Source organism: Mycobacterium sp. Dal123C01, assembly GCF_052566995.1.
This window is the reverse complement of the sequence record NZ_CP199580.1, coordinates 2,639,112-2,659,182: the sequence shown is the minus strand read 5'-3', so window position 1 is coordinate 2,659,182 and position 20,071 is coordinate 2,639,112. Positions and strand designations below refer to the sequence as shown.

The 20,071-nt window shown below is 65.5% G+C and carries 17 protein-coding genes; 8 read left to right on the top strand and 9 right to left on the bottom strand.

The genetic code is table 11. The annotated features are described in order from the left end of the window. Positions 1-51: 51 nt before the first annotated feature. From ACTXG5_RS12775 to ACTXG5_RS12745, 7 genes are all read right to left on the bottom strand, one after another. Positions 52-1,647: a flavin-containing monooxygenase gene (locus ACTXG5_RS12775; protein WP_445163991.1), complete on the bottom strand. Its 1,596-nt coding sequence runs from the start codon at positions 1,645-1,647 to the stop codon at positions 52-54. A 149-nt stretch (positions 1,648-1,796) separates the two neighbouring features. Beyond that, the gene (locus ACTXG5_RS12770; protein ID WP_445163990.1) at positions 1,797-2,021 is read right to left on the bottom strand and encodes a hypothetical protein; all 225 of its coding nucleotides are present in this window, start codon (positions 2,019-2,021) and stop codon (positions 1,797-1,799) included. A gap of 195 nt (positions 2,022-2,216) precedes the next feature. Next, complete coding sequence (locus ACTXG5_RS12765) at positions 2,217-3,404, bottom strand: aromatic ring-hydroxylating oxygenase subunit alpha (RefSeq protein WP_445163989.1); 1,188 nt, start codon at positions 3,402-3,404, stop codon at positions 2,217-2,219. Between the two features lie 191 nt (positions 3,405-3,595). Next, positions 3,596-5,602 carry an AAA family ATPase gene (locus ACTXG5_RS12760; protein ID WP_445163988.1) on the bottom strand — a complete coding sequence of 669 codons (2,007 nt, stop codon included), beginning with the start codon at positions 5,600-5,602 and terminating at the stop codon, positions 3,596-3,598. 110 nt (positions 5,603-5,712) lie between these two features. Continuing rightward, positions 5,713-6,621: an alpha/beta fold hydrolase gene (locus tag ACTXG5_RS12755; protein WP_445163987.1), complete on the bottom strand. Its 909-nt coding sequence runs from the start codon at positions 6,619-6,621 to the stop codon at positions 5,713-5,715. 56 nt (positions 6,622-6,677) lie between these two features. Beyond that, positions 6,678-8,915 (bottom strand): CaiB/BaiF CoA transferase family protein, encoded by a 2,238-nt coding sequence (locus ACTXG5_RS12750; RefSeq protein ID WP_445163986.1) that lies wholly within the window; start codon positions 8,913-8,915, stop codon positions 6,678-6,680. Further along, entirely contained in the window at positions 8,912-10,381 is a 1,470-nt protein-coding gene (locus ACTXG5_RS12745; RefSeq protein WP_445163985.1) for an aldehyde dehydrogenase family protein, read from the bottom strand. Before ACTXG5_RS12745 ends, ACTXG5_RS12750 begins: the two co-directional genes overlap by 4 nt. A 223-nt stretch (positions 10,382-10,604) precedes the next feature. Between ACTXG5_RS12745 and ACTXG5_RS12740 the strand changes: the two genes are divergently transcribed. Genes ACTXG5_RS12740 through ACTXG5_RS12705 form a run of 8 tightly spaced genes read left to right on the top strand, consistent with a single transcriptional unit; the run spans position 10,605 to position 17,327 of the window. After that, positions 10,605-11,786 (top strand): cytochrome P450, encoded by a 1,182-nt coding sequence (locus ACTXG5_RS12740; protein WP_445163984.1) that lies wholly within the window; start codon positions 10,605-10,607, stop codon positions 11,784-11,786. A gap of 3 nt (positions 11,787-11,789) precedes the next feature. After that, positions 11,790-13,007: an acyl-CoA dehydrogenase family protein gene (locus ACTXG5_RS12735; protein WP_445163983.1), complete on the top strand. Its 1,218-nt coding sequence runs from the start codon at positions 11,790-11,792 to the stop codon at positions 13,005-13,007. Next, on the top strand, positions 13,004-13,555 hold the full coding sequence (locus ACTXG5_RS12730; protein ID WP_445163982.1) for an FAS1-like dehydratase domain-containing protein: 552 nt from the start codon (positions 13,004-13,006) through the stop codon (positions 13,553-13,555). The genes ACTXG5_RS12735 and ACTXG5_RS12730 overlap by 4 nt, the downstream gene beginning before the upstream one ends. Then, complete coding sequence (locus ACTXG5_RS12725; RefSeq protein ID WP_445163981.1) at positions 13,552-13,950, top strand: Zn-ribbon domain-containing OB-fold protein; 399 nt, start codon at positions 13,552-13,554, stop codon at positions 13,948-13,950. The genes ACTXG5_RS12730 and ACTXG5_RS12725 overlap by 4 nt, the downstream gene beginning before the upstream one ends. Before the next feature lie 6 nt (positions 13,951-13,956). After that, complete coding sequence (locus tag ACTXG5_RS12720) at positions 13,957-15,072, top strand: acyl-CoA dehydrogenase family protein (protein ID WP_445163980.1); 1,116 nt, start codon at positions 13,957-13,959, stop codon at positions 15,070-15,072. Beyond that, positions 15,069-15,524, top strand: coding sequence for a MaoC family dehydratase (locus ACTXG5_RS12715; protein ID WP_445163979.1), 456 nt, complete (start codon positions 15,069-15,071; stop codon positions 15,522-15,524). The genes ACTXG5_RS12720 and ACTXG5_RS12715 overlap by 4 nt, the downstream gene beginning before the upstream one ends. Further along, positions 15,521-16,690 (top strand): lipid-transfer protein, encoded by a 1,170-nt coding sequence (locus ACTXG5_RS12710; protein ID WP_445163978.1) that lies wholly within the window; start codon positions 15,521-15,523, stop codon positions 16,688-16,690. The genes ACTXG5_RS12715 and ACTXG5_RS12710 overlap by 4 nt, the downstream gene beginning before the upstream one ends. 22 nt (positions 16,691-16,712) lie before the next feature. Further along, positions 16,713-17,327, top strand: a complete 615-nt coding sequence (locus ACTXG5_RS12705) for a TetR/AcrR family transcriptional regulator (RefSeq protein ID WP_445163977.1) — start codon at positions 16,713-16,715, stop codon at positions 17,325-17,327. Positions 17,328-17,470: 143 nt separating this feature from the next. On the opposite strand, the gene ACTXG5_RS12700 is transcribed toward ACTXG5_RS12705, so the two are convergent. Beyond that, complete coding sequence (locus ACTXG5_RS12700; RefSeq protein ID WP_445163976.1) at positions 17,471-18,439, bottom strand: proline dehydrogenase family protein; 969 nt, start codon at positions 18,437-18,439, stop codon at positions 17,471-17,473. Then, positions 18,439-20,070, bottom strand: a complete 1,632-nt coding sequence (gene pruA / locus ACTXG5_RS12695; protein ID WP_445163975.1) for an L-glutamate gamma-semialdehyde dehydrogenase — start codon at positions 20,068-20,070, stop codon at positions 18,439-18,441. The genes ACTXG5_RS12700 and pruA overlap by 1 nt, the downstream gene beginning before the upstream one ends. Between the last annotated feature and the right edge of the window lies 1 nt (position 20,071).

Below are 20,071 nucleotides of genomic sequence, written 5' to 3'. Positions count from 1 at the left end.
AGTTGCGTCCTTGACGATTGGGTATGGTGCGCTCAGGATTGGTGAATTCAGCTACGCGCCTTCGGGTTTCAGTGCATCGGATGCTGGGTCGACGAAGCTGTATTCAGCCGGTTTGAGTGAGCGGGTGGCCAGCCGATACTGCCAGGTGAATCCGCCCCACAGGGTCCGGTTGCTGCCATGCTCATCGAGGTACCAGCTGCGGCAGCCGCCGCTGTTCCACACTGAGCCGGCCAGCTTGCGCTGCAATTTCTCGTTAAACCGGTCCTGGGCGGCGCGGTCGGGTGCCAGCGCCGATGCGTGCCGCTTGTCCACGGCAGCGATGGCATCGGCGATGTAGCGGGTCTGCGATTCGATCATGAACACCACCGACGTGTGCCCCAGGGCGGTGTTGGGTCCCATGAGCAGGAACAGGTTCGGCATGTCGGCGACCGTGATCCCGCGGTGCGCCTGCACCCCCTCCCGGTTCCACCGGTCGACCAGACTTTCACCGCGCGGCCCCTTGATATCGAGGTAGGTGTAGGAGTCGGTTACGTGGAAGCCGGTGGCGAAGATGATGACGTCCACGTCGCGTTCGGCGCCGTCGGCGGTGACGATGCCGTCGGGTGTGATGCGGGCGATCCGTTCGGTGACAAGTTCGGTCTTCGGATCGGCGACCGCTTGGTAATACCTCGCGGAGTACAGGATTCGCTTGCAGCCGGCGCGATAGCGTGGCGTCAACTTGGCGCGCAGTTCCTTGTCGGCGATAGTGCGCCGGATGTTCCATTTGGCGAGCACCTCGTAGCCCCGCAGCAGCCCCGGACGCCGGGTCATGGCGTATGCCGTGGCCTCGAGGAACCAGTAGATGCCGGTGCGAAGCGCCGCCCGCGCGCCGGGAACGTAGGCGAAAACGTGCTGCAGGCTTTGCGGGATCCGGAAGTTCGGACGCGGGAACACCCACGGCGGAGTGCGCTGATAGAGCTGCAGTTCAGCGATCTGGCCCACGATTTGGGGCACGAGTTGGATGGCGCTGGCGCCGGTGCCGATCACCGCGACACGTTTGCCGGTGAGGTCGACGCCGTGGTCCCACTGCGCGGTGTGAAATGCCTCCCCGGAGAATTCATTGAGACCCTTGATGTCGGGTATGAACGGGATGTGCAGTGGGCCCGCACCCGAGATGAGGAACTGTGCGACGTACTCCTGCCCGCAGTCGGTGAAGACATGCCAGCGGTACTCGGCGTCGTCCCAGTGCGCCCGATCGACCCGCGAGCCGAACCGGATGTGGGGACGCAGTCCGTGCTTCTCGGTGACACCCCTGAGGTAGTCCAGGATTTCGCCCTGGAACGAGAACAGGTGCTTCCATGCCGGGTTCGGATCGAATGAGAACGAATACAGGTGCGAGGGCACGTCGCAGCCCGCGCCGGGATAGCTGTTCTCACGCCAGGTGCCGCCGACCTCGTCGGCCTTGTCCAAAATGACGAACTCCACACCCTGCTTCTGCAACGCAATCGCTATACCGAGGCCAGAAAATCCAGTCCCGATGATCAATGCCCGAACATGAACGGGCGCCGTGGGCGCCTCAGAACAATTCGTCGGTTCGTCAACGGTCTTGGTGGATCGGTGCCTGCTGGAACGCGACACACCGTGCTCAATTACGTTCTCGCTGCTCATGTTTCTCCCCAATCACCAATCAGCTGAACACTTCTGAGGCGTCATCGGACAACAGAAGGTGACCCTCCGCCACGGCTACGGCGCCGCTCACAAACGCTTGAGTTCGTCCGGTCATCGGCACGATCATGCGGCGGCCCGTTGCTCAGTTCCTAGGCCATTAAGTGCTCACCGATTGCCCAAGTTGGGCCCGTACTGCTCACCGGGCCCCCGCGGTGGCCGTCTCGGATCAGCCCGCGGACGTGCTTCTTCGCGGTTCCACGGGATTCGCAGATCCGCTCGATTCCGCCGGTGAAGTGCCGGCGGTAGGTGCTGAAGGGCAGACCAAGCCGTGCGGCCGCGAGCGCCTGGACGGCCTCGGTCAGCAACGTCCGCAATTCGTGCCCCTGATCTGCACATCGATTGCCGCACAACGGGTTTGCGTCGAGTTCGGCGTCACGGCAAAACTCGATTGTCGGGCATACCGGGAATGACCACAATGCTCACGCGAGTGGTGGCCGATCGCCGAGGCGGACGCGGCCAAGGGCGTCGCAGGCCGCGACATGATTCACCCGGGAAGCCTGGGTCTGCGATCAGCCTAACGCCACGCCGAGTTCCTGGGCGAAGACGCGAATCATGTGTTGGACACCAATTTCGTTGCGCCCGATGATCATATGGTCGTGTTGGCTGTGACGGAGGCCCTCCCCGCATTGTGGCAGCAACGCGAAGTCCTCATCGCGCACGGCCGCGTGAACCGCGTCGAAGATCATGTCGTAGCCGGCCCGCATTTCGTCGTCGGCGGCAGGTACGCGTGCCAACCAACTGTGGCGGACGGTGCACCGGGTCGGCGACCCGGCGGGCAGGATGTCGATGACCTCCACACCCATCGAACTGTTCGCAAGAATCAAGTTCGGATAGATCCAATAGATGACCCCGATGTTGTCGTGGACGTCCCAGGAACCGTTGGGGTCACTCTCCAGGTTGGTGATCCAGTTGAATGGAAAACCCAAACGATGGTGCTTGCCGTAGCGGTCGTAGATGGACGTGTTCGCCAAGGCACTCTGGCCAATGATGCTCTGGCCGTGGACGAACGGGAAGTGGTAGCTCTCCGCGAACGCCTCTAACGCACACTTCCAGGACACCTCCGACTCAAACTCACGGTGCGAGTGATAGCCGAAAGAGGAATAGCCCAGCGCTTCCATGTCCGGACCGAGGTCGCCGAGATGTTCGTCGACATCGATGTCCGCATCGGCGTTCAGCACCGCCCAGATGAAGCCATGGCGCTCTTGGTTGGGCAACTCGACAAGTCCGTAGTCGCCCTTGTCCATGCCTGAGAAGCCCGCGCTACCGGAGACGGTGAACAGCTTCCCGTCGTTCTTGTACGTCCATGCGTGGTACGGGCACACGAAACGGGTGGCGTTGCCTGAACCACACGCAGGCATCGCGCCGCGGTGTCGGCAGTAGTTCAAGAAGACGTGACTCTCACCGTCCTTGTCACGCGTGACCAGCAACGAGTCACCCAGCACCGAGCGCACGACGTAATCGTTCGGTGCGGCTACCTGCGCACTGGAGGCGATGGCCAGTGGGGTGCGCCGGAGGATCTGCGACTCCTCGATCTCGGTGATCTTGGGATCCCGGTAGTAATGCAGGGGTACCCGCAGCACGTCATCGGCCATCTCGGTGGTTTTGTCGAGTACCACTCGTAACGCACGCCGAGTCAACTCGGTGTCCAACACCCCCGTGCTCGACACACTGTTCTCAATTACGTTCTTGCTGCTCATGTTTCTCTCCAATCGCCAATCAGCTGACCACTTCTGAGGCGTTATCGGGCAACAGAGGGTGGCCGCCACGATCATGCGGCGGCCCGTTGCTCAGTTCCTAGGCCATTAAGTGCTCACCGATTGCCCAAGTTGGGCCCGTACTGCTCACCGGGCCCCCGCGGTGGCCTTCTCGGATCAGCCCGCGTACGTGCTTATTCGCGGTCCCACAGGGATTCGCAGATCCGCTCGATTCCGCCGGTGAGGTGCCGGCGGTAGGTGCTGAAGGGCAGACCAAGCCGTTCGGCCGCGGCCTCCTGCGTGGGCACTCGAAGGAAAAAGGTCGTGTGCACGGCGCGGTATTGCTTAGTTGCACGGGGATCGTCCGCGAGCGCCTGGACAGCCCGAGTCAGCAATGTCCGCAGTTCGTGCCCCTGATCCGCCAATCGAGTGCCGCACAACGGGTTTGCGTCGAGGTCGGCGTCACGGCTGATGTGTCGCAGCGCCTCGCGCACGGCGGCGTCGAACTGCGGGCGAGAGAGGACAGTGCGGTACGACTCGGGCGCCGCGGCAGGCCGCCGTCCGGACACGGCCTCGGTGTCATGACGGGACAGCCACATCTGCAACGGGTCCGTGCGCCAGTCGTGGGCGTACACCACCAGCTCTCTGCCGTCGATCGCCACACGCTCGCGGATCGGCAGGTGCTCCACCGACTTCGACTGGGTGTCCCAGCGCTTGATTATCCGGCGGACCAGAAACGACCACGCCATCCGTTCGGCGCGCACCCACTCAGCGACCACCCGCGTGAACATGAGGTCGCCGGCCGGCGATACGTCTCCGTAGGTTTTGGCGACGATCAAGCACGAGACGGCGAGGTGATCGCCGGGGCGGACGGGGCCACGGGCGTCGCAATGGCGCCATATGGCCGCGGCGACCGGGTCGGCGGCGATCTCTTCCGGTTCGGGAGGACTGTGCAGCCGCAGCCACGCGGAGTAGGCGATCACCTCGCCGGTCTCGGCCAGGCGTATCAGGTGGAAGGCATCCGGTTGGCGGTCGAGCCAGAAGGCGGCAATTCGTGCCGATTCGGCCCCGTCGTATTCGGAGGTCAGCCGCAGCACCGCCGCCCGGTCCTCGGGCAGATAGTTGTCCTCGTAGACCTCGCCACGGCCGGTCCAGGTGACATAGTCGGCAACCGCGCTGGCAGTGCGATACAGGAAGAGCAGCGAGCGGGTCGTCTCGATCACGTCCGGGCCGGCAGCGCCGCGGACGCGGTCGAGCAGATGATCGTGAATTTTGCGGTGCAGCGACCCGTAGCCTTCCGGGTCGCGCCAGCGTAGATCCTGGGTCAGCGCCTCGCGGACGACGTCGTGCGGGTACACACCATGCGGGCCGGACTCGATGAACGGCAGCCCGCGTAGCCATTCGAAGAGCTCCGCGGCGCCGTCCCCGATCGCGCTGCGCAGCAGTTCCTCGGTGGTGACCTCAACGTGGGCAGATACCTCGAGAACCCGACGATGCGCTGGTGTGGGAACGTCGCCAACCAGCCTGTGCAGCAGCGTCTTTATCACTTCCTGGTCAGGTATCCAGTCGTTGGGCGCGGATGGCCCGCGGGCCGCCAGATCCGCTGCCAGGGTCAGCGCCAGCGGCTGACCGCCGGCGAAGGTGAGCAGTTGCTCGTACAGCTCCTCGGGCACTCCCCGCGCCGCCAGCAACGAGCGCGCGTCCGCGGTGTTCAGGTCGGGCAGGGTGATGATCCGCAGGGTGTCGTTCCAGCCGGGCTCGGTGCTCCAGCCCGGGTCCGGCGGCACCCGCCCAGCGATGACAACGAGTGCGTCAATGGGCAGCCGCGGCAGGAAACGGATGCGCAGCCAGGTCTCCAGCGCCTGGCTCTGTTCGAAGGTGTCGACCACCAGCACCACACCGTCTGTTGTCAGTGCGTCACCGCAGGCGGCTTCGAATGCGGCTGGGGTTGCGCCGGTCACCCGCAAGTCCACCTCGACCACGGACCTGCCCGTCGCGCGGGCGTCGTCGGCGAGAACCCGCAACAACGTCGTTTTCCCCACCCCACCAGGACCGTGGATATAGAGCACGGAGAAGCCGTATTCGTCGTGCTCCAGCGCGGAACGAAATAGTGCCCTTTCGGCATCTCTGCCGACGAACGACTCCATCCGCGCCTTCCGCAACCGATCGCCGAGGGTGCTTCGGCTCTCCGCGGTCTCCATAGCCCCAACGGTAGCGACCGACCGGCTCGGGTCACCGTGCCTCGCTGTCGGCCCTGACACGCCGCGCCCGCCTCCCGGAGCCGAAGCTCAGCTAACTCGGCGACCCTGCATCAGGCCTGCTCGTCCCAGAGCTTCATCAGCGTGGACAGGATCTCCTCGCCGCGGCCCAGCCCGGCCAGATGACTTTCCTCGGGCAATCGGAACAGCTCCGCGTCGGGCAGCAGGGAAACCATGTGCTGCCCGTGCGAGAACGGGATGATGTGGTCGTGGTCGCCGTGCCACCAGCGAACCGGGACTTTGACCTCGTCGAGCCGGAATCCCCAGTCCCGGGCGAACAGGATGACGTCGTTGAACGGGGCGTCCAGCTGCTTACGACTGCCGTTGAGCAGGTCGTCGAGGAACATCGCCTTGAACTCGGGACGGGTCAGCAGGTGACGGTCGGCTTGGGGCGAGACCGCGGCGTACGCGTACAGCGCGGGAGACGCGACGGGCCGGATGGACTGGACCAGCATGCTCGCGCCCACTCGCAGGGGAGCACCCCCGAGCTTCAGCAGTGGCGCAATCCGCACCCCGAGGTTCATCGCGCCCCCGCTGATCGCCTCGGGGCCGCGCGTGGGCGCCACGCCGCCCAGGATGCCGGCGACCACCACGCGGTCGGGCATTGCCGCCGCGCAGCCCAGCGCGTACGGGCCACCACCGGACAGGCCGATGACGGCCATCTTGTCGACGCCGAGCGTGTCCGCGATGGTGCGCAGGTCATCGGCGAACGACAAGATGCACGGGTACCGATGCGGTGTCGACGAGCCGATGCCGGGTCGGTCGACGCCGATCAGGCGGATGTTGTGGTCTTCGCTGTAGACGCGTGCTTCGGTCGGGATCTGGCGGCGGGCGCCGGGAGTGCCGTGCAGCCAGAAGACCGGTCGGCCCTGCGGCGCGCCGAACTCTGCGAAGCTGATCTGGCGGTTCTCGCCGACCGCAATATTTCCTTCGAGCTTCGGGCGATCGATCGCTGGCACCATCCCAGCAGCCTTGCATGTGACGAGCCGTTTACCAAAGGCTCACAGGCTCGGCAGCCCTAAGCGTGCAGCACCCGCTCCCCGATCACCCGTTGGTCACGCAGGGTCGCCAGCTCGTCATCGGAAACACCCAGGCCTCCCAGGACCTCGTCGTTGTGCCGGCCGAGGGTGGGCGGCGCCATGCGGTGGTGGCGCTGCGGCCCGGGGGTGATCCGCAACGGCCAGCCGGGGTAGCGGTGCGAGCCGGTGATCGGATGCTCGAACTTTTCGTAGTATCCGCGCGCGTCGAGCTGGGCCCCGATGAGATCGGGGTCATACATCTGCTCGCCGGTGATCACCTGCTCAGCCGCAATGCCCTGTGCCCGAAGGCTTTCCACGATCGCGGCCGGCTGCTGGGTCCGAGTCCAGGCGGCGACCAATTCGTCGAACACGTCGTGGTCGATCGACCCGTCGTCGGGCACCGACAGCGCCACCCAGGAACCCTCCGCAGCCGTCGGATATACCCCCTGCAGGTAACCGCGCCGGCGGTTACCTGCCCGCGGCGAGACGACACCGTTCATCGAATACTCGATCACCGGTTCGGCGGTCACGCACGCGGCGACCTCGATCTGGGCGACCTCGATCAGTTGCCCCTCCCCGGTGCGGCGCCGGTGCTCGAGTGCGGCCAACAGCGCGACACCGGCGTGCACACCGACGACGGGATCGGCCGGACCTTGCGGATTGCACGGCGGCCCGTCGGCATAGCCGGTGACCGCCGACATGCCCGCGGTCTGCTCGAAGTTCAACGCCCAGCCGACGTAATCGCGCCAGGGGCCGTGCAGTCCGAAACCGGGCATCCGGACCATGATCACGTCGGGCTTCAGCGCTACCAGCGACTCATAGTCCAGGCCGAACTGCTCGACCACTCGTGGTGAGAAGTTCTCCACGACAACGTCGGCCTGCGCGGCCAGCCGCCGGGCGATCTCCAGGCCGCGCCGCGAGGTCAGGTCGAGGGTGAGGTCTCGCTTGTTGAGGTTGGTGGCCTGCCATAGCGGGCTGCGCTCGTACCAGTCGTCATCCTCGAAGGGAAACGCTCCGGAGTAGCGAAAACCGTCGGGCCGTTGGATGGACTCGATCTTGACGATGTCGGCGCCGAACGCACCGAGGTAGCAGGTCAGATACGCTCCGGCCCAAAACGTGCTCAGGTCGAGCACTTTCAGGTCCGCGAAGGGCAATTCGTCGACTCCTCGGCGGGGCGCCGGATCCGGCTGTGCAACAGTGCTTTTAGTGAACCGAAACGCGTGCCCCGGGCGCTGGAACGACCAGCCCGCAGCACCGCCTCCGACGAAGAACCCCCGCTTGGCGTATTGCGGGCAGTCCAGCACCGTGGCGCCGTCGTTGACGGGGGCGGCCGGAATGCGCAGCGCCTGGCTCAGCTCGACGATCTCCGCGACGGATTGCTCAGCGAGCAATGGCTCTGCCCGAGCGTAGAACTCGGCGCGCTCGGGGCCGCCCAACATGATCGCGATCTGCTGCTCAGCGAACTCCGGCAGGCCGAGCATCGCGCACACGTCGAGCCAGTGTTGACCCGTCAGGCAGTTGATCCCCACCCAGCCGTCGGCGGCCCGCACGACCCCCAACATCGGCGCCCCCCGCGCGTTGGTGGGCAAGCCGAGACTTAGCATCCGCTGCGCCATCAGCATGGGATAGGGCAATGTCGACAACAGCGACTCCAATTCGGACACATCGACTTCGACGACTTCGCCACGCCGGCCCGCGAGCCGCCGCGCCGTCAGCGCCCCCAACGCGCCATAGGCACCCGCGACGTACTCCGCGATGCGGGCGCCCACCTGCACCGGAGGGCGGTCCGGATCCCGCGCGCTGATCCAGCCCGACGCGGCCTGCAGCGTCAGCGATGTGGCGTGCCGATCCCGCCACGGGCCGGACTGCCCGAAGTGAGATATGCGGAGCAGCACCAGGTTCGGGTTGAGCTTGGTCAGGCTGTCGAGGTCGAATCCCCAGCCTTCCAGCGTGCCGGGCGGAAAATTCTCGACGAGTACGTCGGCCTGCGCGATCAGCTCGCGCGCGTCCGTCATAGCGGCGCAGCGCTTACCGGCGTTGAGGTACTCGAACAGGCCGCTGCGTTGCGGGTCGGGCACGCCGTCCGGGAACGGGCCCCACCAGCGCAGCGGATCTCCGGCGGGCGACTCGATCTTGATGACGTCGGCGCCCAGGTCCGCGAGAAGCTTTGCGGCGTAAGGGCCCGGGATCTCTTCGGCGATTTCGACGACGTGGAGCCCGGCAAGGGGTCCCGTCACGCGGGAAGGCCGATGGCCATCGGTTCCATGTACTGATGTATCCCGCCGATTCCACCGCCCTCGCGACCCAGCCCGCTGAGTTTGAAGCCGCCGAACGGCGCGCCACCCGGACTAGCGCCGTTGACGGCGACTTGGCCGGAACGGATGCGGCGCGCGACGCCGACGGCACGGTCCACGTCGCCGCCCCACACCGCGCCGGACAGGCCGTACTGGGAGTTGTTGGCGATCGCAACCGCGTGGTCGTCGTCGCGGTAGCGCAGCACCGTCAACACCGGACCGAACACTTCCTCTTGTGCGATAGTCGAATTCGGCTCGACATCGGCGAGAATCGTTGGCTCGAAGTAGAAGCCGACGTCCAATCCGGCCGGGCGACCGCCACCGGTCACCAGCCTCGCCCCGTCGCTCAGTGCGCCCGCGACGTGAGCTTCCACCCGCTCCCGCTGCGCCGCGCTGATCAGCGGACCCATCTGTACGTCGGGATCGGCGGGATCGCCGACCTTGACCTCACTGGCCAATGCCGCGAGCCGCTCCACGACGTCGTCGTGCAGCGAATCGGGAAGCAGCAGCCGGCTGTGCAGGATGCACGCCTGTCCGGCGTGCATCGAACAGGACTGGAACAGCATCTGCTGCAGCATTTCGTCGGTGACCTCGGTGCCGTCGAGGACGATGCTCGCCGACTTGCCGCCCAATTCCAGCAAGATTCGCTTCATCGTGTCGCCCGCGGCGGACATGACCTGACGACCGACAACCGAGCTGCCGGTGAAGCTCACCATGTCGATCCGCGGGTCGGTGGTGAGCAGCTTCGCTGCCTCGACTCCCGAGGGTGTGACGACATTGACCACCCCGGGCGGGATGTCGGTGTGCTCGTCGATGAGTCGCGCCAGCGCCAGACCGGCCAGCGGTGTCAACGGGGAGGGCTTGAGCACGACGGTATTGCCCGCGGCCAAGGCGTGATTCAGTTTCATGACGTTGAGACAGTGCGGAAAGTTCCATGGCGTCAATACCGACACGACACCCAGCGGCTCATGGCGCAGCAACGTATTTCCAGCGCCCATCCCGCTAACCTCTTGCTCGGTCAGTTGGGTGGTGAGCTGCGCGGCGTGCATCGACATGAACCCGGCGCCGTCGATCTGCATCATGCGCTCATTCGCGATGCAGCCCCACTCCAGCTGGGACAGTGCGAAGAAATCGTCAGCGTGCTTCATCAGCGCGTCACCCAGCTGGTTCAGACACCCGGCGCGCTGCTCGGCGCTCATCGTGCCCCACGGTCCGCTGTCGAAAGCACGGCGCGCGGCGGTGATCGCGTCACCGACCTGGGCGACGCTCGCGTCGGGTGCGGTCGCGATGGTCTGCTCACTGGCCGGCGAGATGTCGTCGTAGCGACCGTCGCCCGGCTCGACCCAATTGCCGTCGATGTAGAGCTGGTAGGTGTCGACAAGAGTTCCCGGAGTTTGTAGCTCGGTCATCTGCATCCTCACGCGAAGTCGGTCATCTAAACACCCGGTGTACACCCATGCACCTATGCCGTCAATCACCAATCACGTGAATTCCGGGCCATTGCAGCGCGTTGCGCGCGTATTGACAGGGTTGGGCCGCCCAGAGTAGACACAACCTCGCAGGACACATTGCGACAAAATGTCGGATCGGTGGCGGATGTCGATCCTGCTTCATCTCTAGGGAGGCTTGGCTGTGCAGACTATTTTTCCCCTGCACTCCCCCGACTTTTATGCGGGCGATCCCTACCCGGCATACCGGGAGTTGCGCGCGACACGGCCGGTCTGCTGGAACGACGTCACCAACTTCTGGGCGCTGCTGAAGTACGAAGACGTCCGCTTCGTGTCGACCAACCCGGCCCTGTTCTCGTCGACGAAGGGCATCACCATCCCCGATCCGGCGACGCCAAACCCGGTGCAGGAGGGCAACCTCATCTTCACCGACCCGCCCCGGCACCGGCAGCTGCGCAAGCTGATCAACTCGGGCTTCACCAAGCGGCAGGTGGCGATGCTCGAAACGAAGATCCGCGAAATCGTGTGCGGGATCCTCGACGGCATCGAACCCGGCTCCGTGCACGAGTTCGCCGAAGAGATCGCCGCGCCGCTGCCCACCCGGATGATCGCCGAACTGATCGGCGCCCCGCCCGACGACTGGGAGCAATTCCGGGCCTGGTCGGACGCGGCCACCGGGAACGCGGACCCCGAGATCGAGCTCGACTCCCTCGTGGCGATGGGACAGCTCTACGAGTACTTCCAGAAACTGATCGGTGCCCGCCGGGCCGAGCCGCGCAACGACCTGCTGTCGATCTTGGCCGAAGCCGAGATCGACGAGCAACGGCTCACCGACGAAGACCTGCTCAACTTCTCGTTCCTGCTGCTGGTCGCCGGAAATGAAACCACCCGCAATCTGATCGCGCTGGGCACGCTCGCGCTGATCACACATCCCGACCAACGCCGCCTGCTGGTCGAGGACCCGGCGTTGATCCCGGCTGCCGTCGAAGAGATGTTGCGGTGGAATAGCCCGGTGGTCCATATGGCACGCACCGCCACGACCGACGTCGTGATTCGTGGTCAGCGGATCAAGGAGGGTGAGGTGGTCGTGATGCTGTACGGCTCGGCCAACCGGGATGAAGACGTATTCGGCTCCGACTCAGAAGAATTCAAAGTGACCAGGCATCCGAACCCGCACATCGCGTTCGGTTGCGGTGAACATTCCTGTATCGGTGCGCAACTGGCGCGCCTGGAGGCGACGGTCATGTTCGACGAACTGCTGCGGCGCTTCCCCTCGATCGAGCTGGTGGGCGAGGTGAACCGAATGCGGGCCACCATGGTGCCCGGGGTGAAACGCATGCCGGTGCGACTCGGGGCGGGTAGCTGAACAATGCGACTCGAGTACACCCAAGAGCAGGAGCAGCTGCGCGCCGAAATCCGCAACACGCTGGAACAGGTGATGACACAAGAGCGCCTCGATGCGATCAACGACCGCGTCGAGGGCGGCCCGGAGGTTCGGGAATGCGTACGCGCCCTAGCCGCCGCCGACCTGCTCGGCGTCGGCTGGCCCAAAGAGTATGGCGGACACGGCTTCTCGGCGATGGAGCAATTCATCTTCTCCGAGGAGGCGCACCGGGTCAACGCTCCGATCCCGCTGGTGACGCTCAACACGGTCGGACCGACACTCATGCAGTGCGGTACCGAGGAACAGAAGCAGAGGTTTCTGCCGGCAATTCTCGACGGCAGCATCGAGTTCGCGATCGGCTATTCCGAGCCCGGGGCCGGAAGCGATTTGGCATCACTGCGCACGACCGCGGTGCGCGACGGCGACGACTACGTGATCAACGGGCAGAAGATGTTCACCAGCGGCGCCGCGTACGCCGACTACATCTGGCTCGCCGCACGCACCGATCCAAACGTGAAGAAGCACAGGGGGATTTCCATCCTCATCGTGCCGACCTCGTCGCCGGGCTTCTCCTGGCAACCGTTGCACACCATGCCGGGCATCTCGACCTTCTACACGTTCTATGACGATGTGCGAGTGCCGGCGAGCGCGGTGGTGGGCGGGGAAAACCAGGGCTGGCAGCTGATCACCACCCAGTTGAACTTCGAGCGCGCGGCCCTGGGCAATCTCGCTGCGCTCGAGCCGCTGTTCGAGAAGACGTTGGACTGGGCCCGCACCACCGAGCTCGACGAGGGGCGCGTCATCGACCAGCCGTGGGTCCAGCTGACACTCGCCCGGGTCGAAGCTCAGGTCGCCGCCTACAAACTGGTCAATATGCGGATCAACGCGGCGATGGTGAAGGGCGTGCTCAATATGGGGGAAGCCTCGGCCGCGAAGGTGTTCGGCACCGAACTCACCCAGCAGGTCGCCCGTCAACTGCTGGAAGTGCTCGGCCACAACGGATTACGCAAGGGCATCGACGCACCACTGCGCGGGGCCCTGGAATCGGCGTACCGGTTTGCGGTCATCAACACGTTCGGCGGCGGCGCCAACGAAATTCAGCGTGACATCATCGCCATGGCCGGATTGGGCATGCCGCGAGCACCTCGTGACCTTCGGGCTCCAAACGATGGTCAAGACAAGTCAGGAGGATCCAGCACGTGACCGACCAAGATACCGAGTTCCGCGCCAAGCTGCGCGGCCTGGTCGACCAGCCCACCGGGGGCAGCGGAAAACCAACCATTGCACCGGATCCGGTGAACCAACCGATGATCCGGCATTGGGCCTACGCGCTCGACGACATGAACCCGGTCTACCTCGATCCGGAGTTCGCGGGCGCGTCGCGGTTCGGCGGCATCGTGTCCCCGCCGGTCATGCTGCAAACCTGGACGATGCCGTCGCCGAAGTTGGAGGGGATTGGCGAGCGCGGCGGCGCGCCGATGGAGATCAAGGACAACCCCACGGCATTCCTCGACGAAGCCGGATACAGCAGCACGGTGGCGACCAACTCGGAGTTCGAGATCGAACGCTATCCCCGCCTTGGCGACGTGATCAGCTCGACCTCGGTGTTCGAGGAAGTCTCCGAGGAGAAGAAGACGGCGAAGGGATCCGGCTTCTTCCTGACCTGGGTGATCACCTACACCGACCAGAACGGCGAAGTGCTGGGCCGCCAGCGATTCCGGGTGCTGCGCTTCAGGCCGGAGAACTCATGACCAGCCGACTGGCACCGGCGATCAGTCCGGACACCGAGTTCTTCTGGAACGGGCTGCGCGAGCACAAGCTGCTGATCCAGCGCTGCAACGGATGTGGGACGCTGCGCAATCCGCCGCGGCCGATGTGCCCCAACTGCCGTTCCCTGGACTGGGAGGCCATCGAATCCTCGGGCCGCGGCACCGTTTACAGCTACGTGATGCCGCACGAACCCAAGTTTCCGTTCTTCGAGTACCCCTACGTCGTTGTGCTGGTGGAGCTCGCCGAAGGGGTGCGGCTGGTGTCGAACCTGTGCGAGATCGACCCGGCGGACGTCACGGTCGGGATGCCGGTCGAGGTCTTCTACCAGACTTTCGATAACGACCTTGTGCTGCACCAGTTCCGGCCCGGCACCTAGGTAATCATGGACTTCACCTTCACCGAAGAACAAGAGACCATCCGCAAGCTGGCGCGCGAACTCCTGGAACGCCGCGCCACCCCCGAGCGACTCACCGAACTCGAAGCCGGCGAGACCGGCTACGACGCCGCGCTCTGGAAAGAGCTCGCGGCCGCCGACCTGCTGGGCACCGGATCGCCGGAATCGGTGGGCGGGAATGGCGGTGGCTTCGTGGAACTCGCGGTGCTGCTGGCCGAGGTGGGGTTCAGTGTGGCTCCGGTGCCGGCCTACGCGACCTTGGTGCTGGGCGCAGACCCGATCGCGCGGCACGGAAGTCGCGAGCTTCAGCAACGGTTCCTCCCCGGCGTCATCGCCGGATCCCGCATCCTGAGCGCCGGACTGCAGGAACCTGGCCGCTCCGACCCGCTGAACCCCTCCACCAAAGCCCTTCGCGACGGGCCGAACTGGCGGCTGGACGGGGCCAAAGAGCTGGTGCCGGCCGCCCAGCTCGCCGACACCGTGGTGGTGCCCGCCACCACCGGCGACGGTGATGTGAGCCTGTTCCTGCTGCCCTGTGATGCCCACGGCGTGGAGATCCGGCCGGTACCAACCACCGACCACCAGCCGCACGCCGACGTATTCCTCGATGGTGCAGTCGTTTCCGCGCAAGACCGGCTCGACGGCCCGATCTCCGCGCTCTACACCCGGGCGCTAGTCGGGCTGTGCGCGATCCAGCTGGGCGTGGTGGACCGGGCCTTGAAGATCGCCGCGGAATACACCACCGGGCGTGAGCAATTCGGTCGTCCAATCGGCAGCTTTCAGGCGGTGCAGCAGCGGCTTGCCGACGCCTTCATCGATGTCGAAGCGATCCGATGGACCACCTGGCACGCGGCCTGGCTGATCGCGAACGGACGCCCCTTGACAGAGGCACACCGGGCAGCGCGCATCGCGAAGTTCTGGGCCGCCGAAGCCGGTGCTCGCGTGGCCGCCACCACTCAGCATGTGCACGGCGGCATCGGGATCGACATCACCTATCCCCTGCACCGCTATTTCCTCTGGGCCAAGCACAACGAGCTCACTCTTGGTTCGGCCACCGCGCAGCTGGCCGGTATCGGCAGCACCTATGGAGAAGGAAACCGATGACGACGACCGCACACCGCACCACCACCTTGAAGTGGGCCGACATCAACGTCGGCGACGAGGTCAGCCCGCTCGACATCCCGATCACCACAACGATGATCGTCGCCGGCGCGATCGCCTCACGGGACTTCATGCCGGTGCACCACGATGTCGACTACGCCAAGAAGCAGGGCTCGCCCAACCTGTTCATGAACATCCTGACGACCAACGGGTATTGCGTTCGTTTCCTCACCGACTGGGCGGGCCCCGAAGCGATGGTCAAGAACCTGTCGATTCGCCTCGGCGTCCCGTGCTTCCCCGATGACCCGCTGCGCTTCACCGGCAGCGTGACGGCCAAGACCGAAGGGACGGCCGGGGAGAACTTCGTCGAGGTTAGCTTCAGGGGCTCCAACAGCCTTGGCGATCATGTCTTTGGCACCGCGATCCTCAGCCTGCTCGACGGGGCCGGCGCATGAGTAGCTCGCTGCCCGGCAACTGCGCCATCGTTGGGATCGGCCAGACCGAGTTCTCCAAGGAATCCGGGCGCAGCGAACTGCAATTGGCGTGCGAGGCGGTCAGCGCCGCGCTCGACGACGCCGGCCTGGCGCCCGGCGACGTCGACGGCATGGTCACCTTCACGATGGACTCCAGTGACGAGATCGACATCGCCCGAAATGTGGGCATCGGCGACCTGAGCTTCTTTTCCCGGGTGCATCACGGCGGTGGCGCGGCGGCCGGCACGGTGGTGCATGCGGCGATGGCGGTCGCGACGGGCGTCGCCGATGTGGTGGTGTGCTGGCGCGCCTTCAACGAACGCTCCGGGTTCCGGTTCGGCGGAAGCGGGCGCAGCATGGCCGAGACCCCGCTGTTCATGGCGCACTACGCGCCCTTCGGATTGCTCACTCCCGCAGCGTGGGTCGCGATGCACGCCCAGCGCTACATGTCGACCTACGGTGTGACCAACGAGGACTTCGGCCGGATCGCCGTCGTCGACCGCACCCACGCGGCCACCAACCCCGACGCCTGGTTCTATCAGCGCCCGATCACCCTGGAAGACCACCAGAATTCGCGCTGGATCGTCGAACCCGTACTGCGACTGCTGGATTGCTGTCAGGAAAGCGACGGCGGTGTCGCGCTGGTGGTGACCAGCGCCGAACGCGCCCGCGACCTGAAGCAACCGCCGGCGATCATCGCCGCCGCCGCGCAGGGTGCGGCCGCCAATGGTGAAATGATGACCAGCTACTACCGCAACGACATCACCGGGCTCCCGGAGATGGGTGTGGTCGCCGACCGGCTGTGGCGGGACTCGGGCCTCAAGCCCCAAGACATCCAAACCGCCTTTATCTACGACCATTTCACGCCCTTCGTGTTCACCCAGCTCGAAGAACTCGGGTTCTGCGGGCGCGGCGAAGCCAAGGACTTCGCCACCGTCGAACGACTGTCGCTGGGTGGGGAATTCCCGATCAACACCAACGGCGGGCTGCTCGGCGAGGCCTACATCCACGGGATGAACGGCATCACCGAGGGCGTGCGCCAGATCCGCGGAACCTCGTACAACCAGGTCGACAACGTCGAGCACCTGTTGGTCACCTCGGGCACCGGAGTGCCCACCAGTGGCCTGATTCTGGCGCCGGCCGGGTAAGCGCGTCCTAGAGGGGAGGGCCATGACCCAGGCTTCTGCGTTGCCCCAGGCAACAGATACCCGCGAACTCATCGTGGAGTCCGCGTTCGCGTGTTTCGGCAAGCAGGGCTTGCAGAAAGCAACGATCGTCGATATCGCCAAGCGGGCCGGGGTATCTCGCAGCACCATCTACGAATACTTCAGTGACAAGGCCGCCATTCTCGAAGCATGCGCCGAGCACGCCTCGCAGCAGTTCTATCGCGAGATGGCGAAAGCGATGGACCGGGGCAGCACCCTCGAGGACAAGCTGTGTTCGGCCGCGGTGTTCGTGACTCAGGCGCGCCGGGTCATCTCCTCGGAGAAGTACTTTGACGAAGACGCCGTCAGTCTGCTGCTCACCAAGGACGCGGCCGTGTTGCTGCGGGAAAGTGTGGAGTTCCTCGCGCCCTATCTGTCCGCGGCCAAGCTGACCGGTGAGGTCCGCAAAGATCTCGACATCGAAGCCGCCGGGGAATGGTTCGCGCGCATCCTGTTCTCGTTGTTCAGCACACCATCACCGATCCGGGATATGGACAATGCCGACGTCGTCACCGAGTTCGTCAGCGCCCATGTGGTGCGCGGATTCGCCAGCGATCGGCCGCGGCCCCGCCGCGCGTAGTCAGCGGCTTTCATTGTGCGCTGGCGGCTTTCAGTGTGCGCTGGCGGCTTTCAGTGTGCCGCTAGGGTGGGATTCGGCCGATTTTCCCACCATGGGCGCACACCCGACGCCGTGAATGCACACTCGACGCCGCCAACGCACGCTCAATGACCGCGCTGCGCCAGCGCCCGCAGGAAGAAGGTCAGGTTGGCGGGGCGTTCGGCGAGCCTGCGCATGAAGTATCCGTACCACTGCGTGCCGAACGGCACGTACACCCGCACCTGGTTACCGGCGTCGGCCAGTCGCCGCTGTTCATCGTCGCGGATGCCGTATAGCATCTGGTACTCGAAATCTCCGGCCCTACGGCCTGATTCGCGCACCATATCGGGGACGGCATCGATGATCGCCGGGTCGTGCGAGGCCACCATCGGATACCCCGACCCCGCCATCAGCACCCGCAGGCAGGCCAGATAGGAATCGGTGACCTCGTCTGGACCTCGGTAGGCCACCGATGCCGGCTCGTCGTAGGCACCCTTACAGAGCCGGATCCGCGCACCAGAAGCTGCGAATTCTTCGCAATCGCCCAGCGTGCGCCGCAGATAGGCTTGCAAAACCGTGCCCAGCCAACCGAATTCGACCCGCAGGTCACGGACGATGGACAGCGTCGAATCGGTCGTGGTGTGGTTCTCGGCGTCCACCGTCACCCACACACCGGCCCGTTGCGCGGCATCGCAGATCGACCAGGCGTTCTCCCGGGCGATCTTGCATCCGTCGCGCTCCAGCGACTGCCCCAGCGCCGACAACTTGACCGAGACCTCCAGCGGCCGGATAGCGTTGCCCGCGGGATCGCCGAGGCGGCCCAACTTCTCGATCAGGTCCAGGTAGGTCCGCACGGCCGCGTCGGCGTCGCCGGCATTACAGACGTCCTCGCCCAAATAGTCGATGCTGACCAGTCGGGTCGATTCACGCAGCGCAGCAACACTATTCAGCGCAGAGTCGATCGTCTCGCCGGGAACAAATCGGTGCACCACCCGACGGGTGACCGGCAGCCCCTCGGCAGCGCGGCGCAACCCTTCCCGCCGGCTGGCGGCCATGATGGCCGGCCGAAGGGTGTTGGCGAATACGCCGGCCATCAGTCGGATCCCATGTGCGGGTAGGTGTGCTGGGTAGCCGGGACGAACGTCTCCTTGATGGTGCGCGCCGACGTCCAGCGCAACAGATTCAGCACCGAGCCGGCCTTGTCGTTGGTGCCCGAGCCCCGCGAACCCCCGAACGGCTGGCGCCCGACGACGGCCCCGGTCGGCTTGTCGTTGACGTAGAAGTTGCCGGCCGCGAACCGCAACCGGTCCTGCGCGGTGAGCACGGCCTGGCGGTCGTCGGCGATGACGGCGCCGGTCAGCGCGTAGCGCGACCCGGAGTCGATGACGTCGAGGATTCGTTCGTATTGATCGTCGGGGTAGACGTGCACCGACAGCAGCGGGCCGAAGTACTCGGTCGAGAATGCTTCGTCGGTCGGGTCGTCGGACAGCAGGACGGTCGGACGGACGAAATAGCCGACACTGTCGTCGTATTCGCCCCCGACCGCGATCGTGACAGCCGCCGCGCCCTTCGCCCGCTCGATGGCGTTGACGTTCTTGGCGAAGGCCCGCCGGTCGATCAGTGCGCCGCCGTAGTTCCTCAGATCGGTGATATCGCCGTAGCTCAGTTCGGCCGTCGCGCCCAGGAAGTCGTCACCCATGTGCTGCCACACCGAATGCGGGATAAATGCCCTCGATGCCGCCGAGCATTTCTGGCCCTGGTAGTCGAACGCCCCGCGAATCAGCGCCGTGCACAGCACATCCGGGCGTGCCGAGGCGTGCGCGACCACGAAGTCTTTGCCGCCGGTCTCGCCGACCAGCCGCGGATAGCTGTGGTAGCGGCTGATATTGGTGCCCACCTGCTGCCACAGGTGCTGGAAGGTGGCCGTCGATCCAGTGAAGTGAATGCCGGCCAGCCGCGGATCTGCCAGTGCCACATCGGAAACCGCCAGGCCGTCGCCGGTGACCAGGTTGATCACCCCGGGCGGCAATCCGGCCGCCTCGAGCAGCTGCATGGTCAGATACGCCGACAGCGTCTGGGTGACCGACGGCTTCCACACCACGGTGTTGCCCATCAGCGCGGGCGCCGTCGGCAGGTTGCCCGCAATCGAGGTGAAGTTGAACGGCGTGATCGCGTACACAAAGCCGTCCAGCGGACGGTACTCGCTGCGGTTCCACTCCCCCGGTCCGCTGACCGGCTGTTGCGCCAGGATCTGACGGGCGAAGGCCACGTTGAACCGCCAGAAGTCGATCTGCTCGCACGGGGAATCGATCTCGGCCTGGTAGGCGGACTTGGATTGGCCGAGCATCGTCGCGGCGGCGATCTTCTCCCGCCACGGACCCGCGAGCAGGTCGGCGGCCCGCAGGAATACCGCGGCGCGCTCGTCGAACGGCAGGGCCGCCCACTCGCTCTTCGCGGCCATCGCGGCCTCGATGGCCGAAGCCGCGTCGGCGTGCCCGGCGTTGGTCAACGTGCCCAGCGTGGCGGCGTGCCGGTGCGGCTGGACGACATCGATGCGCTCACCGTCGCCCATTCGGTGTTTACCGCCGATGACATGCGGGAGGTCGATCGGATGGTCGGCCAGCGAGGTCAGTTCGGCACGCAGCCGGGCACGTTCCGGCGAGTGCGGCGCATAGTCGTGAATCGGCTCGTTGACCGGCATTGGCACCTGGGTGATCGCGTCCATG

Bases quoted from the DNA above. Each gene is read 5' to 3' on its own strand.
- ACTXG5_RS12775 (WP_445163991.1), bottom strand. From the start codon at position 1,647: ATGAGCAGCGAGAACGTAATTGAGCACGGTGTGTCGCGTTCCAGCAGG.
- ACTXG5_RS12715 (WP_445163979.1), top strand. From the start codon at position 15,069: ATGACGACGACCGCACACCGCACCACCACCTTGAAGTGGGCCGACATC.
- ACTXG5_RS12745 (WP_445163985.1), bottom strand. From the start codon at position 10,381: ATGACCGAGCTACAAACTCCGGGAACTCTTGTCGACACCTACCAGCTC.
- ACTXG5_RS12725 (WP_445163981.1), top strand. From the start codon at position 13,552: ATGACCAGCCGACTGGCACCGGCGATCAGTCCGGACACCGAGTTCTTC.
- ACTXG5_RS12735 (WP_445163983.1), top strand. From the start codon at position 11,790: ATGCGACTCGAGTACACCCAAGAGCAGGAGCAGCTGCGCGCCGAAATC.
- ACTXG5_RS12710 (WP_445163978.1), top strand. From the start codon at position 15,521: ATGAGTAGCTCGCTGCCCGGCAACTGCGCCATCGTTGGGATCGGCCAG.
- ACTXG5_RS12765 (WP_445163989.1), bottom strand. From the start codon at position 3,404: ATGAGCAGCAAGAACGTAATTGAGAACAGTGTGTCGAGCACGGGGGTG.
- ACTXG5_RS12755 (WP_445163987.1), bottom strand. From the start codon at position 6,621: ATGGTGCCAGCGATCGATCGCCCGAAGCTCGAAGGAAATATTGCGGTC.
- pruA (WP_445163975.1), bottom strand. From the start codon at position 20,070: ATGGACGCGATCACCCAGGTGCCAATGCCGGTCAACGAGCCGATTCAC.
- ACTXG5_RS12760 (WP_445163988.1), bottom strand. From the start codon at position 5,602: ATGGAGACCGCGGAGAGCCGAAGCACCCTCGGCGATCGGTTGCGGAAG.
- ACTXG5_RS12720 (WP_445163980.1), top strand. From the start codon at position 13,957: ATGGACTTCACCTTCACCGAAGAACAAGAGACCATCCGCAAGCTGGCG.
- ACTXG5_RS12705 (WP_445163977.1), top strand. From the start codon at position 16,713: ATGACCCAGGCTTCTGCGTTGCCCCAGGCAACAGATACCCGCGAACTC.
- ACTXG5_RS12700 (WP_445163976.1), bottom strand. From the start codon at position 18,439: ATGGCCGGCGTATTCGCCAACACCCTTCGGCCGGCCATCATGGCCGCC.